Source organism: Flavisolibacter ginsenosidimutans, from assembly GCF_007970805.1.
Taxonomy (GTDB): Bacteria; Bacteroidota; Bacteroidia; order Chitinophagales; family Chitinophagaceae; genus Flavisolibacter; species Flavisolibacter ginsenosidimutans.
Genome location: NZ_CP042433.1, coordinates 1966265 through 1982034, shown reverse-complemented (window position 1 = coordinate 1982034; position 15770 = coordinate 1966265). Strand labels below are relative to the sequence as shown.

The following is a 15770-nucleotide window of genomic DNA, read 5'->3' as shown; positions in this document are numbered from 1 at the left end:
GTGATGTTCTCATACGGATTTACTGATTAACAGACGATGAATTCGAATCATTGCTCACGTTCTTCTTTGGCGCCTTGTTCTTTTGCTTTGAGCCAAAGTGTGCACCGATAAAAAAGTCAGCTTGTTTTGAACCGCCAAGCGCTGATAAAATGCTCCCCGAACCAAGGATAATATTTCCGAATCTTATTGCCAGGCCGCCGGTAAAACCGGTAAGCGCATTGCTGCCGAGCGGCAGGTACACGCCAAAGCCGCCGGTTTCAAAACGAGGCGTCAGTGTAAAAGAAGAATAATACTGGCCGTTGCCAATGTTTTTGCTGGTATTGGTCAAGCCAAATTGCGCAGCACCGTTAACATAAAAACCGTTGTTCACGCGGTAGTCAACGTCCAACTGCAAAGTCGTTGGCAGCGAAATGCGGTAGCTAGAAGCGGTTGCCGTTTTGTCTTCGGTAAAATATTGCGGGTACTTGTTCAGCGTGTCTTTAAAGTGGTCAAGGCTGGCATCTGCCAGCGACGACAGATAAAAACGTTGGGTGCTGCCGATGTGAACGTTGTAAGCTCCGCTGCGGCTCAAATCTCTTGTGTAACTAATGCCACCAACGTCCAACAAGGCTACGCCAACCCGGAGCTTGTATTTGTTCAGGTCGCGACGCATCTCGCCCCATTCGTTCCGAAGGCTTGCCGTGTCGGGGCGGAACTCGTACACGAAGCCAATGTCGGCGCCAAAGCCTGTGCTCTTGAACGAAAGCAAATCATTCGCTTCAAAATCCGAAATGTTTATGCCACCGAAATTTAAACCCATGCGGCCCGAGGCGTTTGTGAGATAGCTTTCGTTCTTTACCGCGTCGTAGTTGATGGTGCCGTTAAGGCTGCCGATGTTGACAGAAGCGTTGGCCGCTCCCGCAAGATATTTAAGCGAGACGCCGCCTTTGAAATAATGCTTTCCCTTGTCCAGAATTTCTCTTGCATAGCTTAGGCCAAATTCCGTCCAGGCGTTTGCATTTACCGCCATGTTTGTGGCCGATGAAACCGTGTATGGAAAACCAATATTGCCTGCGTTGTCGTCTATAATCTGTCGGGCAAGTTTGCTGTCAATGTCCACGATGTTCGCCATCACTCTTGCCCTTGTAGTTACCGCCATCGCCGATTTTTTATTGAGGTTGAACATGACGGAAGGGCCTTGCAAAACCACTGATGCCAAACCACTGGAAGGACCTGAACCTTCGGCAAAAATTTTGTTTTTAATGCTGTCGCCGTCAAGCGTGTTGCCAATGTCCTTTAGCTTAAACAAGGCTTTGTTGTTGCCAATGGCAGTACTTACACTAAACAGGTTAAAATCCCAGCGGTAGCGGCTGTCGGCGATGTTGGCAGGGTTGTAAAACACGCCGTTTACGCCGGTATAATTTCCGGTGCGGTAGCCGGAAAAATCCTGAGCGCCGGCAGCGATTGTCAAGCAGAAGGAGAGTAATAGGAAAAGAATTCTCATAAAACTGGTTTTGGTATAAAAAAATAAATGCATTTGCGTAGTTCGTTGGGGAACAGGAGCAAAGTTTTGGCTATTACAGAGACGAGTGAGACACTGCAAAATACAACATCTTTTAAATTTTTATTATCTGAAAATCAACTGTGCGAATGTGCCGATTTGGTGGAACTCCTAACGCAAGGTTTTCATGTGTTAATCGCGGTTTAAATAACGGAGTAAATCTACGGTTGCGAAACCATTGTTAGTACGGGTAAAACACCCTTTTTATGGTGTCTTTTGAACTCAGTTTAACTGCACGGCCGATTTGCCTTCATACAAAAGATGAGCATCGGCATCAAGTAGGATGCGGCTCGTGTTGTCAGGCAGTAAAATCTCGGTCACTTTATTTTGCAGGTGGATGGTTTTTGTTTCTAAAGTTGCGGCCGAAAATGTGAGATTTAAAGACAAGTGGAATTGGATTGGTTGCTTTTGCGTAACCACCAGATAAGATTTGTCCTTAGTCTTACGAACACTAAAGTCCAGTTGCGGTACGCCTTGCGTGTACAACCACTGATCGAAAAACCATTTCATGTCTTTTCCAGAAACCTTTTCCGCTACCGCTTCAAAATCCCTTGTTTCTGCGTTGCCGCCTTTGTAAGCATTGTAATAAGCCCGAATGATTTCGTGAAACGTTGAATCGCCAACTTCATTGCGCAGCATGTGCAAAACCCAAGCGCCTTTTTGATAGCTGTTGGCGTTGAGCAGGGACATCAAATCAGACGTTGTATCAACCACCGGATGCGCGGATGCTTTTGCGAAAGCAAGGACTTCGCTGCGTTCTTTTTTTATCCGTTTAAGAAAAGCGTCTCGGCCGTATTTGTGCTCAAAATAAATATCGGTGAAGTAGGTGGCGAAGCCTTCGCTTAACCACAAATGCGCAAAAGATTTTTCTGTGGCCATGTCGCCAAACCATTGGTGCGCTATTTCGTGGGCAAGAATGTCTTCGGAACTTCTGTCGCCGGTAACGGTGCTCTCGGCGTAAAAAATGCAGCTTGCGTTTTCCATGCCGCCGAAGATGGTTTTGCTCTGTACGTTCGCCAGTTTGTTATACGGATAAGGACCAATGTAATCCGAAAAGAATTGCAGTATGTCCGTTGCCACCGCGTAATCGTAAAAACCTTTTGTGCTGTCCTGCGGATAAACCCATGCGGAAACTGGAATATCTTTGGGACTGTCATCATAAACCTTCGTGGCAAACCTGGCGACACCGATGACCATGACTTTTGTGGGTGAAGGAATGTCTTCTTCCCAGTCCGTAGCCTTCATATTTTTCGCCAATAGATGTTCTCCCGTTTTTCTTCCGTTTGATACAACTTGATAATGTGGTGGAGCTATAACATTGAAAGAAAAGGATGCCTTGTCTTCAGGTAGGTCAATACACGGTAGCCAATGGTGCGCACGGTTTGGCCAATTGTCTGCGAAAAATGTTCGGTCGCCATATTTATTTTTAGAAATAATCAAACCGTCGTCGGGAATACCGAAATAGGAAATCGCGATTGTTTGGGTATCACCTTTTTTTGCATATGGCAACGTGATAAATAAATGTTGTTCATCTTGTGCTGTTTTTAAAATTGATCCCGTCGCTAAAGACGCAACAAGAACTTTCATGCCCTTGCCTTCTTTGTTTTGAGCCGTAAGATCAAATTTGATTGTCTTTTCATTCGTTCGATGAACAAAGTTTATTGCAGTCATTCCTACAATTGCGTCTTTGTCGTCACTTAGAGTTATTCCAAAACTGTAGTACAATACATCTATGTCTTGCGCCTTTGCAAGCGATGTTAGGAGGATAAATAAAAAAAGCATCCCTGTGCGCATAGGCAAGCTCAAAATTTAAGCGATTTAATTCGTGTAATCCGTTATAATTCGTGTCATAGTTTCTCCAGCATCTCCACCACCTTTTCCCTTCGCAAAATCACATAACCAATTCGGTCATTACTGATGCCTTCTTTTAGTTGATAACTAAATGCCAACTGGTCATCGTTCACGGTGGTTTCAAAATATTTAAACGAGATGTTCGGGTATTGCTTCAATTCATCGCCGATCTCGTATAAATGCGTGGAGAGAATGAACAACGAGTTTTTAATTTTCATCAATCCTTTAATTACCGTGAGCGAACATTTCATGGCGTCCTGCACGTTGGTGCCTTTGAACAATTCGTCAATCAGCACCAGCCATTTTTTGCCGTCATTGATTTTGTAAACGGTGTTCTTGATGCGCTGCACTTCGTTAAAAAAATAGCTCTCGCCTTTGGCAATGTTGTCGGTAACGTTGATGTTGGAAAGCAAGCCATCGAACAGCGAAAGTTTCATGTTCTTTGCCGGTACGCCCATGCCGATGTGCGCCAAAAAAACCGCTGAGCCCACGGCTTTAATCAAGGTACTTTTCCCGGCCATGTTTGCGCCGGTGAGAAAGAGAAAATTTTCATTGGGCTGCAACGCAAGGTCATACGGAGTGGGTTGTTGCAGCAGCACGTGATATAACCCTTCGGTTTTAAAATAAGGCTCTTCCTGTTCAATAAAATCGGGAAAGTGAAGGTCGTAAGCCTTTACCGCTTTGGCCATCGAATACCAGGCTTCCAGGCGGCTAAAAATTTCCATCAATTCATTCAAGTCCGTTTTGAATTGTACGCGGTAATAATAGCCGTAGTAAAGGTTTTGCTGAACGGTTAGCTCATCTTTTGCGTGGGACAAAGCCAAATCTTTCAACGGCTTTTCTTCCAGAATCTTTTTGATGCGGTCAACGTAAAACTGAAGGTTTGAAGAAAGTTCGGAGCCGTCGAAAAGATGAACCAGCTTTTGCATGCCGCGCAAAAAATCGCCGAAATGCTTTACCGAATATTTCACCATCGAATAATCGGCGCTGTGCAAAATTTTATAGCTAAAGCTGTTGAAAGTATTGGGATTTTGCGGAATGGGGTCGAGGTTGTAATCCAAAAATTTGTCCATCATGATCACCGTGCCGTTGGTGATTTCCGTGGGCCAGTCGTCCAAATGTTCCAGCAAAATTTTAATGATGGTTTGCGTGCCCAGAATGCGTTTGAGATCGCTGTGCGGCTCGGTAAAAAATCGGCGCAGCCATTCCTTGCCGCCAACGGTTTTGGTAAAGTTCAGCTTGTGAAAAATGGACGCTTCTTCATCGCTGTGAAAAATGGAAATGTCGTTAAAACTAATTCTATCTATGACCACAGATTATCGGGATTTGATTAAGGATTGTCGGGATTATCGATCGAATACCAGCCGGGCACCTTTATAAGAGTCATTTACCGCTCCGTTTTCATAAACCAAGTTTCCGTTGACGAAAGTGTGTGTAATACTTGCCGGAAATGTGAAGCCTTCGAGCGGGCTCCAGCCGCATTTGTAAAAAAGTTCTTCCTTCGAAACGGTGGTTGATTCGTTCAAATCCACCATCACCAAATCGGCAAAATACCCTTCGCGGATATAGCCGCGTTCGGCAATTTGAAAACAGTCTGCAACGGCGTGGCTCATCTTCTGCACAATTTTTTGCAGCGATATTTTTCCCTGTTTGTGGTAATACAGCATCAACAACAAAGGATGCTGAACCAGCGGCAAACCGGCGTGTGCGTGTTCATAGGGTGGCTCTTTTTCGCTGAGTAAATGGGGTGCATGGTCGGTGGCAATAACATCAAGCCGGTCATCAAGCAAAGCAGCCCATAAGGCTTCTTTATTGTACGGTGCTTTAATGGCCGGATTGCATTTTATTTTGTAACCAAACGTTGCGTAATCGTTGCTGGTAAAATGAAGGTGATGAACGCAAACTTCCGCCGTAATGCGTTTTTCTTTCAGTGGAAAAAGGTTGGTAAAAAGCTGTAATTCTTTTTCGGTACTGATGTGAAGGATGTGCAGCCGCGTATTGTGTTTCTTCGCCAACTGCACGGCTTTGAACGAAGATTCAAAGCAGGCTTCTTCGTTGCGAACGAGCGGATGGTCGGAAGGAGAGAGGTCGCCTTTTTCTGCTTTTAAACGGTGATAATTGTCCTTAATGATGCTTTCTTCTTCGCAATGCGTGGCAATCAGCACTTCGCTTTCGCGAAAGATTTTATCAATGGTGAGGTAATTGTCAACCAACAAATTTCCCGTGGAAGCGCCCATGAAAATTTTAACGCCGCAGATGTCTTTCTTCTTTTCGTTTGTTCGCAAAACCTCATCGGCGTTGTTGTTGGACGTACCCATGAAAAAAGAATAATTGGCAACGGAACTTTGCGACGCGATACCGTATTTTTCTTCAAGCAAATCCTGCCTGAGCGCCGGAGGCACGGTATTGGGCATTTCCATAAACGATGTGACTCCACCGGCAACGGCTGCTCTTGCTTCGGTATAAATTGTGGCTTTTTGCGTCAGTCCCGGATCGCGAAAATGTACCTGGTCATCAATCGCGCCGGGCAGCAAATATTTTCCTTCTCCGTTTATTTCGGTGCAATGCGTATTAAGTGTGATGCGTGGTGCAATTTTTTTGATGCGTTCATCGGCAATCCACACATCGGCGGCTTCTATCTTATTTTCGTTGACGACTTGAATGTTTTTAATGAGGTAGTTTTGCATCTTCTAAATTTGAACCGAAAGCATTTATGCAATATAAACAAAGACGCTCCAAACCTGTGGAAGGGCTTTTTAAAATTTCCTGGCTTCTTTTCCTTTTTGTTCCCGTAGCCGGTTTTGCGCAAACAACCTATCTGCCGCAAGGCGCTAAAGAGAATGTTTTGCTGGAGCGAATGGAGATAAAAGCGCAGACCGATTCGGTGCTGAATTTTTCCAAAACAAAACCTTACAGCCGGCAAGAATTTATTCCGGCTTTGCAAAGAGTTGCGTCGTCTATGCCGCTCTCGAAAGTGGATGCCTTTAATCTTTATACCGCGCAGGCAAGCAACATTGAATACGCGGATAACCGCGATTCGCTGAAGAGCAAAAGGCTCTTCTGGAAGAGTTTCTACAAAACGCCGGCAAATTTTTTTGAAGTGAATCAAAAAGATTTTCACCTCATCGTCAACCCGGTTTTTCAATATTATTTGGGCAAGGAATCAGCCAGCAGTGAAAAGATTTTTTTGAACACAAGAGGCGTTACGCTGCGCGGCACCATTGCCAACAAAATTGGCTTTGCCGCTTACATTACCGATAACCAGGAACGTGATCCGACTTACGTGCAAAACTGGGTAACCGAGCGCCACGCTGTACCCGGCGAAGGTTTTTACAAAGATTTTAAAGGAACGGGTTACGATTATTTTGATGCACGGGGCTATATTTCTTTCAAAGCCGCCAAATACATTGACATTGTTTTTGGCTATGATAAAAATTTCATCGGCAACGGTTACCGCAGTTTGTTCCTCAGTGATTTTTCAAACAGCGCTTTGTTCTTAAAACTCAACACACGCATCTGGAAATTCAATTACCAGAACATTTTCATGGAGCTGGTAAACGCCAACCGCAAACGGGCTGATATTTATTTGGATAAAAAATACGCGGCGGTTCATCACCTCGACATGGCCGTTGCCAAATGGTTGAACGTGGGCTTGTTTGAAGCCATCGTTTTTGGCCGGCCCAATCATTTTGAATTTGGTTACCTGAACCCGGTTATTTTTTACCGTTCCATTGAACAGCAAAGCGGCAGTTTGGATAATTCGCTTGCAGGCCTCGATGCAAAAGCCAATCTTGCAAAGCACGTGCAGTTGTACGGTCAACTGTTGCTGGACGAACTGCGTGTGCACGAACTGAAGAACAATTGGTGGGGAAACAAATTCGGCTATCAATTGGGGGGCAAATACATTGACGCCTTCGGTGTTTCTAATCTTGATTTGCAGGGCGAATGGAATCGTGTGCGACCCTTTACCTATTCGCACACCGATTCAATTGCCAACTGGACGCACAACAACCAACCGCTTGCCCACCCATACGGCGCCAGCTTTAACGAATTCATCGGGCTGGCCCGCTACCAGCCCATACCGCGACTAATGTTGGAAGCCAAAGCCATTTATTACAAACAGGGCAAAGACACCAGCGCAGCCAATTACGGTTCCAATATTTTTCAGCCGGCTACGTTGCGACCGGTTTCGGAATACGGTTACAGCATCGGCTCGCCGGTTTCAACCAACGTGAAATATGCGTCGCTGCTTGTATCGTACGAATTGAAGCCCAATTTTTTTGTTGAGCTCAACGCCGTCCGGCGCACGCAGGACGCTTATTACACAACTCCCGCACAAAGCACAACGGTCTTTTATTTTGGCGTTCGCTGGAATATGCACCGGCGGAACTTTGAATTCTGAACCATGATTTGGATGAATTTTGAGGAGTAACAGGAAATAGAAACAGTCTTATAACACAAGAGTCGTTCAATAAGGAACGACTCTTTTCATTTCCAATAAATCCATTCAATCCACCCAAATCTTGGTTCAGACAATATCTTCGCGTCCATGAGCAAATTGCCGCACGACGACATAAAACCTTTTACCGGCGAAGGTTCCAAGAAGGAACAGGTCAGCGAAATGTTCGACCGCATTGCGCCGCGCTACGATTTCATGAACCGCTTTTTAAGTGTGGGCATTGACCGGATCTGGCGCAGAAAAGCCATTCGCTTTTTTAAAAAAGACAAACCCATACATCTGTTGGACGTGGCCACCGGTACTGCCGACATGGCCATCATGGCCGCAAAAATTTTGTCGCCGGCAAAAATCACCGGCATTGACATATCGGAAGGCATGTTGAAAATAGGCCGCAAAAAAATTGAAAAAGAAAATCTTGGAACAAAGATTGTCCTTAGTGGCGGCGACGGCGAAACAATAAACTTTCCTCCCGATACGTTTGATGGCGTAATGGTCGCGTTCGGGGTGCGCAATTTTGAACACCTCGAAAAAGGCTTGCAGGAGATATTGCGGGTGATGAAGCCCGGAGCGCAGTTGGTGGTTGTGGAGTTTAGTAAGCCGCGCATTCCGGGTGTAAAGGGTTTGTACAATTTTTACATGGGCGTAGTGGCACCGCAGTTAGCCAAATGGTTCAATCAAAATAAGAAAGCATATCAGTATTTGAATGAATCGGCCAAAGCTTTCCCCGACCGCCGGCACTTTGTTTCGATTTTAAACAAAACGGGTTATTCCAATACCTATTATCAATCGCTTAGCTTAGGAATATGTTGTATCTACAGTGCAAGAAAACCAGTGGCCCCAAATGCGTACTGACCTTTCTTTTTTTGTGCGTTTCGGTTCTTGGTTTTGCACAGCGGCAGTTAAACATGGAGGAGCATGACCTGAAGCCTTATTACTTCGGCATCTCGCTTGGACTTAACCGCGCTTCTTTTCACAGCGAACTTCACCCGGCTTATTTGCAGCAAGACAGCATTCTTACGGCTGAACCTTCCTGGTCGGCGGGTTTTAATTTGGGTTTGTCAGCTACAGCACGCTTGAACAATCGCTTTGAGCTTCGCTTTAACCCGCAATTAATTTTTACCGAACGGAATATTGAATACACCCTGCGTTACCCCGATGTCTTCGACAATTTGTACACCGTACAAAAGAAGGTTGAATCGGTGATCACATCCTTTCCGTTTCAGCTTCGTTTTATGTCAGACCGCATTGGAAACATGCGGGTGTACATGATGGGCGGCGGCAAAATTGACGTGGACCTTGCTTCTAACGCACAGGCCCGCAAAGCCGACGACATGATCAAAATCGGCCGCTACGATTACGGCATTGAAGCGGGTGTTGGTTTCAAACTTTATTACCCCAGTTTCATCATGGCGCCCGAAATAAAAATCAGCAACGGCTTAAATAATCTTCACATTCGCAACGATAATTTAAATTATTCGAGAGTTTTGGGCGACATGCGCAGCCGCATGATTGTGTTTACGATTCATTTGGAAGGATAGAAAAAGATATTGGGTTATTGAGATATTGTTGAGCGCATTGCGAACACATTTTTACTCAGGCAAGTTGTTTTTCTTTTTCTGGAAACAGCGTTAATTCTTTCTGCAATTCTTTGTTGATAAGCACACCGGCTTTGGCGCCTTCGGCGGCGGCCACCACCACAAAGTGCATGTCCTTTGCCGCATCGCCGGCCACGTACAAACCTTCGATGTTTGTCTGCTGGTAACGGTTGGTCAGCACCACGCCTTTCTTCGTCATGTTGCAGCCAAAGGTTTCGGCAAGATTGCATTGTTGTTCAAAGCCGTTTACAAAAAACAAGGCATCACACTTGCGGCTTTCGCCGTTTTCAAAAACAATCGCTTTTAATTTTTCACCGTCGGCCTTAAGGCGTTCAACGGGATAGGAAACGATAGGAATGTTATTGAGACAAAGCGTTTCTACTTCAGAAGGTTTAAGCTTGTTTTTTCCGTCGGCATAATACGTTACGTTGTCGCTCCAGCCTTTTAAAGCTAACGCCAATTCGAAGCCGTTTTTGTTGCGTGCATAAACGCCCAGCGCTTTGTCACGCACTTCCCAAGCGTCACAATAAGGACAGTGAAAAACGGCTTTGCCGTACAATTCTCTGAAGCCCGGAATCGTGGGCAAATTGTCCCAAAGTCCCGTTGCTATCAACATTTTTTTTGCGTAATGCAATTCACCCTTTTCATCTTTTGCCACAAAATTGCCGTCGCTGTTCTTGCGGGCATTTACCACTTTCCGGTGAATTGTTTTTACGCCGTATTTTTTTATTTCTTTTCGCGAAATGTCTATGAAATCCGGCGGAAGAATGTCGTCTCTTGTGAGGTAATTGTGCATGCCGTGCGAGTAACGGTTGCGGTAGGTGGCCGTATCAAACAACAATACCTTTCGGCGGCAGCGGCCCAGCACTACGGCTGCGTTTAAGCCCGCGGGGCCACCGCCTACAATGATGCAATCCTGAATTTCCATGATTTGTTTGTTCGCTTGTTCTCGGGTTCACTTGTTCACTTGTTTTTTCTTTCGCGCAAGAGCGTTTTAACTGTTCACGACAACGGGTGAACCGGTAAACAAGTGAACAGGTGAACAAAAAATTTTGTTCACTGCGCTCCCGCCCTGCGGTGGCTGTCAACCATTTTCTCTTTTTGCTTACGCAGGATGCCTTGCAATTTGTTGATGCACTCGTCAACGGCCTGCTCAAATTGTTCGCTTTGTTCTTTTACAAACAGGTCGGGGCCGGGAACTTCAAGCCTTATTTCGCAATAGTCGTTTGGCGTTGCTCTGTCGGGGCCTTGAAAAAGCGTAACGTTTGCCCGGATGATGTTGTCGGATGGAGTTAGCTTTCCTAATTTTTCGTTGATGTATGCTTCCAGGTTTGCGCTGTGTTTAAAGCCAAGGGATTGAATGATTACGTCCATGATTTTGTTTTTTATTCTTCGAGAAAAATTAATGCCATCTCTTTAAGCCGCGGCCGTTTGTACCGACGATTGCAATGGAATGCGCTTGCGTTTCCGCGGCAGCGGAAGCGTGTATTCCTGGTGCGGCGCAGGGCATTCAATGCGGTTAAAACCCTTTAACGAAAGCCGGTCGGCAAAGGCTTTTTGCACTGCTTGTTCGCCGTGAACCAAAAAAATACCTTTTACTTTTTCGGGGGCCTGATTAGACATAAACTGACCCAAGTCATCGGTATCGCCGTGGGCACTCATGCCATTCACTTGTCCGATTTCAGCGGTAACCTTGCAGAGATCGTTAAAAATCTCCACCTCTTTTGCACCGGATAAAAGTTGTCCGCCTAATGATTTAGCGCCGCAGTAACCCACCAGCAAGATTGCATTGTTCGGGTTGTGCAAAGCGCTGTTGATGTGATGCCGCACACGGCCTGCGTCTGCAGTGCCGCTCGCCGATACAATCACACAAGGTTCTTTGTATTCCACAAGACGGCGACTATCCTCCACGTTTTCCACGTATTTCAATCCCGGGAAGTCAAATGGATCGTCATCAATGCTCAGCACATTCTGCAATCGTTCGTTGAATTGGGTTGTGTATTTTTTGATTGTTTCCGTAGCTTTTTGGCTTAAAGGACTGTCCACAAAAACCGGCAAATCAGGCAGACGTTTTTCAAGACTTAGTTGGTTCAGGCCATAAAGCACTTCCTGCGTACGGCCCACGCTAAAGGCCGGGATAATGAGTTGTCCGCCTCTTTCCACGCAAACTTTTTCAACCCATTGTCGCAAAGCTTTTACCAGGTTAAACCGAACGTCGTGGCGCTTGTCACCGTAGGTGCTTTCAAGAATAATGTAATCGGCTTGCGGCGGTTCAGTGGGTGGTTGTAAGAGTACCGAACGATAGCGGCCCACATCGCCGCTGAATAATATTTTGGTGCGCTTGCGCCCTTCTTTAATTCGAAGCGTAATTGCCGCGCTGCCAATAAGATGACCCGTAGCCGTGAACAATGCGTCAAGTTCCGGATCGAGGCTTATCCAACCGTCGTAAGGCACCGTTTCAAATTGAGCAAGGCAATGCGCAACGTCTTCGCTTGTATAAAGCGGTTCGTACGGTTGTTGGCCGGCCTTTTCTCTTTTTTTGTTGATGTTTTCGGTTTCGTAAGTCTGTATTTCAGCACTGTCGTACAGTAAAATTTCCGTCAGGTCCCTGGTAGCTTCGGTGCAGACAATGCGGCCGTTAAAGCCTTCTTTCACCAGTTTTGGAATCAGTCCCGTGTGATCAATGTGTGCATGGGAGAGAAGCAAAAGACTAATTTCCTTCGGATCAAAACCAAAGCCGTTGTTCAACTCATCGGTTTCTGCACCCATGCCTTGAAACATCCCGCAATCAAGCAAAATTTTTTTGCCGCTGTTCAGCGTAACAATGTGCTTCGAACCCGTTACGGTTCGGGCTGCGCCGTGAAAGGAAATTTTCATGAAGAGAGTAGAACGAATATCGTACCCGAAGAAAGTTTTGTGCGCACAAGGCTCGTTGAAAAAGAAATGAGAAGGACTTTCTACAAAGCGTATCAAATAAAAAGACCCAAACAATTTTGTCCGGGTCTAAAAAACTTTATGCAGCTTATCAAAACAAAGAACCGCCGCCCTCGTCCGAACGCTGGCCTTCTTCGTAATTACCCCTTTCACGATTCCTGTAAAAGTTTTCATCACCTTCCTGTCCGCCGCTCATTTCTCTTGTGCGGTAATTGTTCCAACTGGCGCCGTCCTGTGGATTTTGATCTTGCTCGTTGCTTGCGTTTTGTTGTTCCTGGTTTGCCGGATCGCTGCTCTGTCCTTCATTTCCTGATTGCGACTGCTGGTTGCGTTTTTTGTCGTCCATAACAATAGAATTTAATGATAAAGGATGTTTCTTGTATGGCTTGCAAAAATTGTGCACAGGATCTTCGTCAAATTATTTAAAACAGCGAAAGGATTAAAACCATTTTCCCCGCCGCTTGTCCCAGGTGGTAAAGCCAATTTTAAATTGAACGGGATTGCGAAACTGATTGGCCGCAGAGCCAACAACATAAATGCCCAACTTGAATTTATCCAATGGATTAAAGGGCGATTGAAACGCTCTTTCCACACCGGCGAAGACTTCGCCGTAGCGCAGGTTTCGTTCTTGTGTAAACAGGAAGCCGGCGCCGGCAATCTCCCGCAATTTTAGTTTTTTCAGCAGTGGAATTTTGTTCAATAAAAAGCCGTTGAACTCGTGCAGGTAATGGCCTTCGTAAAAGCGCTTGAAAACGGGAAACGTAGAATCCAAAGCCTGAAACGCGGTTTGTGGGTTCATGAATAAAAACGGATCGCCGCGGCGCTCAAACTTGTAATCAATCAAGCGCAAATCGTTCGTGTTTAAAAAGCTGCCGGTGCTTAGTTTGTATTTCGATTGGCCAAGTAAACCAAGGTTGAGCGTTTGTTGCAGGCCAAATTCTACATAATCAAAATCCACGTCCGAAGCCAAAATATTTTTGATGCCTTTGCGCCATTCTACGTAAACTGTGGGCCATTTGCTGCCCAAAATAATTTTTTCCAAAGGCTCGCGGCGATACTTCTGAAAAGGTGTGTATTCTAACCTGAGTTTTCCGTACAAAGCGTTGTACGGTTCAAACGGAACGGGTTGATTGTTGTTGAGCACATTGCCCAACAAACTGTCCACTAAACTGCCAGTTTTATAATTTGCCACCGAGCGGCGCAGCGCAATGCCAAGCTCGTTGTGTACAAAAAAACCGTTGAAGATTTCCAGTCCGTGACCCACGCCCAATTCGTTGTTCAAATAAATATTGCTGCGCTTGATCATGTTGATGTACGCATCGCCTTCGTAAATAAACTGGAACTCCCGCTTGGCCGTGAGCTTGTAGTAGCCGCGGTTAAACGGATTGTACATCCGTGTTAAATCAAGCGAGCCGTTTACGTCTTTGTTGCGCAAGCCGTAACTCAAACTCGTGTTGATAAAAAGGTTCTTGCGGTTTGGATAAAACTTTCCGTAGCCAACGTTTGCGTTTATCCGTCCGCCGCCAAAAGCAAAAGGCGAATACAAGGAAATAATCGGTGGCAGGTACCAGCTTCTTTCCTTTTGCCGGTTGTAAATGGTTTGACCAAAGAAGCCGATCTTCTTCCAGGTAATGCGGTTGATTTCGCGGGCAATGGAATCGCGGTAAGCTTCTGTTTGCGTAACGGCAAAAAGGCTGTCGCGGTAGCGAATAAATTCGGCTTCTTTTTCCGAAAGCGTTTTCTTTCGCGCCGTGCGCCAAAAGGTCGAGTCGCGGTGATAAGCGTCTTCGGCCGTCACGCTAACCTCGTTGGTGAAATAGCGGCGCGGAAATGTTTTGTTCAATTCGTAGTCGGAATAATTGACAACTGTTTGTCCTGTGATGCGGTTTTTTCTACCGTCGGCATAGTAGGTAAACTTTTGCTGGTTCAACAACCAGGCTTTGCCCTGAACGAAGTCGTGCTGTTGCTCGACCTCAAAAAAATTGTATTCCTGCAAATGGTATTGCGGAAAGCGAAAGCGGCAATACAAAATCGTCCACGTGCTGTCCGACACGGTTATTTCGCCTTCCAGCGTTGCGTTTGTCAATGCTTTCGGCGTAACGGAAAGAGTGTACAATTTTTCGCGGCCGTGCCGTTCAATGTGCAATGTTTTAAACTTATAGGAGAGAAGCCCCGTATTGCTTACCGGCGAAACAAAAGGCGTGGATGAAATAGACGGCACCGAAATAAGGTTGTTGTAAAAATTAAAATCGCCGTCGGTGGTGGATTGATAAAAAAGCTTTTTGTCTTCACCGCTTCGTTTTACGCCAAGCCTTTCTTCTTTGATATGTCCCGCTTCGTCTTTGTCAACTTTCAAGAGAATTTCCGAAAGTGTTTTTACCGTCGGTTCGGGTTTCGTTGCGCTGTCTTTGTTCACCAAAACAGAATCCTGCAAGGTGGCTTTGATGTAGGCTTTGTAAGAGTAACCTTTCAGTCCAATGTTTACGCTGTCTTTGTGCTCAACGAGTTTTTTCATAATCTCGTCGGCGCGGTCTTTCATCTTTATTTTGATGACCACTTCCGACAAGGTGTTCTTTTCTTCGTCGTCTTGCAAAATGATGTTCTGTAAAGTTTCGTCGTTCACCACCATCGGCAGGATGCGGGTTTTGTAACCCACCATGCTTACCACAATTTCGTAGGTACCTTTGTTGACGAAGAGTTCGTAGCTGCCGTCATCTTTTGACAAGGTGCCAACCGATGATGTTTTCAAATGCACACTGGCGTTGGGCAGCGCTTCAAACTTGTTGTTGGTGATTTTGCCGTAAACTCTCACGACCTGCGCCTGCACACACGTTGTAAAAAACAAGAACACTAAAAAGAGAAAAGATATTTTTCGCGGGCCTGTAAACATTGGCCGCAAATTTCTTCGATTTGCGGTGCGGGTAAAAGCAGCAAAAGGAGAATTGAAGATGTTTTAACAGAAGATGTTTCGGTTTGGGGTTTGGAGTTGAGCGTGATAACCGAAAAAACTTTACAAGCGCAGTCCCTTGTTAACGTGAAAGAAAAAGGAATGACTTTTCGCACGGCACGAAACCCCAGCCCCCAACTCCAAACTTTTATTCCTCGTAAAATCGCAAACGGTTGCGAAGGCTGCTCGCTTCTTTTTGCAAACTCTCCATTCGTTCCAGCATGTGACGAATGACGTCGAGGCCCTCCATGTTCACGTGCAAATCATAATGCAGCCGGATGAATTTTTCTACCTCGCTCAGTTGTTCGGGATGCAGGAAAACGTTGTGCTCAACGGTTGTCATTTCCACAAGGCCGTAATTCTGCAATGACTGCAAAAAAGAAATTTCGATGCGGTGATGCGTGCAGAAATCGTTAGCGGATATTAGTTCTTCGCGTGACATGG

General features: G+C 45.6%; 13 protein-coding genes. 3 read left to right on the top strand and 10 right to left on the bottom strand.

Annotated elements, in window-relative coordinates:
- Window positions 1-19 precede the first annotated feature (19 nt).
- The 4 genes from FSB75_RS08125 to FSB75_RS08110 all read right to left on the bottom strand — a co-directional run bounded on the left by FSB75_RS08125 (window position 20) and on the right by FSB75_RS08110 (window position 6078).
- Window positions 20-1483, bottom strand: coding sequence for a DUF5723 family protein (locus FSB75_RS08125; protein ID WP_146785362.1), 1464 nt, complete (start codon window positions 1481-1483; stop codon window positions 20-22).
- 279 nt (window positions 1484-1762) lie between these two features.
- Complete coding sequence (locus tag FSB75_RS08120; protein ID WP_394345167.1) at window positions 1763-3322, bottom strand: M1 family metallopeptidase; 1560 nt, start codon at window positions 3320-3322, stop codon at window positions 1763-1765.
- Window positions 3323-3387: 65 nt separating this feature from the next.
- Window positions 3388-4704: a MutS-related protein gene (locus FSB75_RS08115; protein ID WP_146785356.1), complete on the bottom strand. Its 1317-nt coding sequence runs from the start codon at window positions 4702-4704 to the stop codon at window positions 3388-3390.
- Between the two features lie 33 nt (window positions 4705-4737).
- Entirely contained in the window at window positions 4738-6078 is a 1341-nt protein-coding gene (locus FSB75_RS08110) for a dihydroorotase (protein WP_146785352.1), read from the bottom strand.
- 26 nt (window positions 6079-6104) lie between these two features.
- Between FSB75_RS08110 and FSB75_RS08105 the strand changes: the two genes are divergently transcribed.
- The 3 genes from FSB75_RS08105 (at window position 6105) to porT (ending at window position 9388) form a co-directional block, all read left to right on the top strand.
- The gene (locus FSB75_RS08105) at window positions 6105-7793 is read left to right on the top strand and encodes a capsule assembly Wzi family protein (protein ID WP_227990845.1); all 1689 of its coding nucleotides are present in this window, start codon (window positions 6105-6107) and stop codon (window positions 7791-7793) included.
- 147 nt (window positions 7794-7940) lie between these two features.
- A complete protein-coding gene (gene ubiE / locus FSB75_RS08100) occupies window positions 7941-8702 on the top strand; it encodes a bifunctional demethylmenaquinone methyltransferase/2-methoxy-6-polyprenyl-1,4-benzoquinol methylase UbiE (protein WP_146785348.1) in 762 nt (253 codons plus the stop codon).
- Complete coding sequence (porT, locus tag FSB75_RS08095; RefSeq protein WP_146785344.1) at window positions 8654-9388, top strand: type IX secretion/gliding motility protein PorT/SprT; 735 nt, start codon at window positions 8654-8656, stop codon at window positions 9386-9388. Before ubiE ends, porT begins: the two co-directional genes overlap by 49 nt.
- A gap of 55 nt (window positions 9389-9443) precedes the next feature.
- Here porT and FSB75_RS08090 read toward each other — a convergent pair whose 3' ends face one another.
- The 6 genes from FSB75_RS08090 to FSB75_RS08065 form a co-directional block, all read right to left on the bottom strand.
- On the bottom strand, window positions 9444-10373 hold the full coding sequence (locus FSB75_RS08090; protein WP_227990844.1) for an NAD(P)/FAD-dependent oxidoreductase: 930 nt from the start codon (window positions 10371-10373) through the stop codon (window positions 9444-9446).
- Window positions 10374-10501: 128 nt separating this feature from the next.
- Window positions 10502-10819, bottom strand: coding sequence for an HPF/RaiA family ribosome-associated protein (locus FSB75_RS08085; protein WP_146785339.1), 318 nt, complete (start codon window positions 10817-10819; stop codon window positions 10502-10504).
- A gap of 42 nt (window positions 10820-10861) precedes the next feature.
- Window positions 10862-12322 carry an MBL fold metallo-hydrolase gene (locus FSB75_RS08080; RefSeq protein WP_146785336.1) on the bottom strand — a complete coding sequence of 487 codons (1461 nt, stop codon included), beginning with the start codon at window positions 12320-12322 and terminating at the stop codon, window positions 10862-10864.
- 148 nt (window positions 12323-12470) lie between these two features.
- Complete coding sequence (locus FSB75_RS08075) at window positions 12471-12725, bottom strand: hypothetical protein (protein ID WP_146785333.1); 255 nt, start codon at window positions 12723-12725, stop codon at window positions 12471-12473.
- A 93-nt stretch (window positions 12726-12818) separates the two neighbouring features.
- A complete protein-coding gene (locus FSB75_RS08070; RefSeq protein WP_146785330.1) occupies window positions 12819-15269 on the bottom strand; it encodes a DUF5686 and carboxypeptidase regulatory-like domain-containing protein in 2451 nt (816 codons plus the stop codon).
- A gap of 205 nt (window positions 15270-15474) precedes the next feature.
- Complete coding sequence (locus tag FSB75_RS08065) at window positions 15475-15768, bottom strand: chaperone modulator CbpM (RefSeq protein ID WP_146785326.1); 294 nt, start codon at window positions 15766-15768, stop codon at window positions 15475-15477.
- Window positions 15769-15770: the final 2 nt, after the last annotated feature.

Bases quoted from the DNA above. Each gene is read 5' to 3' on its own strand.
- FSB75_RS08080 (WP_146785336.1), bottom strand. From the start codon at position 12,322: ATGAAAATTTCCTTTCACGGCGCAGCCCGAACCGTAACGGGTTCGAAG.
- FSB75_RS08120 (WP_394345167.1), bottom strand. From the start codon at position 3,322: ATGCTTTTTTTATTTATCCTCCTAACATCGCTTGCAAAGGCGCAAGAC.
- FSB75_RS08070 (WP_146785330.1), bottom strand. From the start codon at position 15,269: ATGTTTACAGGCCCGCGAAAAATATCTTTTCTCTTTTTAGTGTTCTTG.
- FSB75_RS08125 (WP_146785362.1), bottom strand. From the start codon at position 1,483: ATGAGAATTCTTTTCCTATTACTCTCCTTCTGCTTGACAATCGCTGCC.
- FSB75_RS08110 (WP_146785352.1), bottom strand. From the start codon at position 6,078: ATGCAAAACTACCTCATTAAAAACATTCAAGTCGTCAACGAAAATAAG.
- ubiE (WP_146785348.1), top strand. From the start codon at position 7,941: ATGAGCAAATTGCCGCACGACGACATAAAACCTTTTACCGGCGAAGGT.
- porT (WP_146785344.1), top strand. From the start codon at position 8,654: ATGTTGTATCTACAGTGCAAGAAAACCAGTGGCCCCAAATGCGTACTG.
- FSB75_RS08085 (WP_146785339.1), bottom strand. From the start codon at position 10,819: ATGGACGTAATCATTCAATCCCTTGGCTTTAAACACAGCGCAAACCTG.
- FSB75_RS08090 (WP_227990844.1), bottom strand. From the start codon at position 10,373: ATGGAAATTCAGGATTGCATCATTGTAGGCGGTGGCCCCGCGGGCTTA.
- FSB75_RS08105 (WP_227990845.1), top strand. From the start codon at position 6,105: ATGCAATATAAACAAAGACGCTCCAAACCTGTGGAAGGGCTTTTTAAA.
- FSB75_RS08075 (WP_146785333.1), bottom strand. From the start codon at position 12,725: ATGGACGACAAAAAACGCAACCAGCAGTCGCAATCAGGAAATGAAGGA.
- FSB75_RS08065 (WP_146785326.1), bottom strand. From the start codon at position 15,768: ATGTCACGCGAAGAACTAATATCCGCTAACGATTTCTGCACGCATCAC.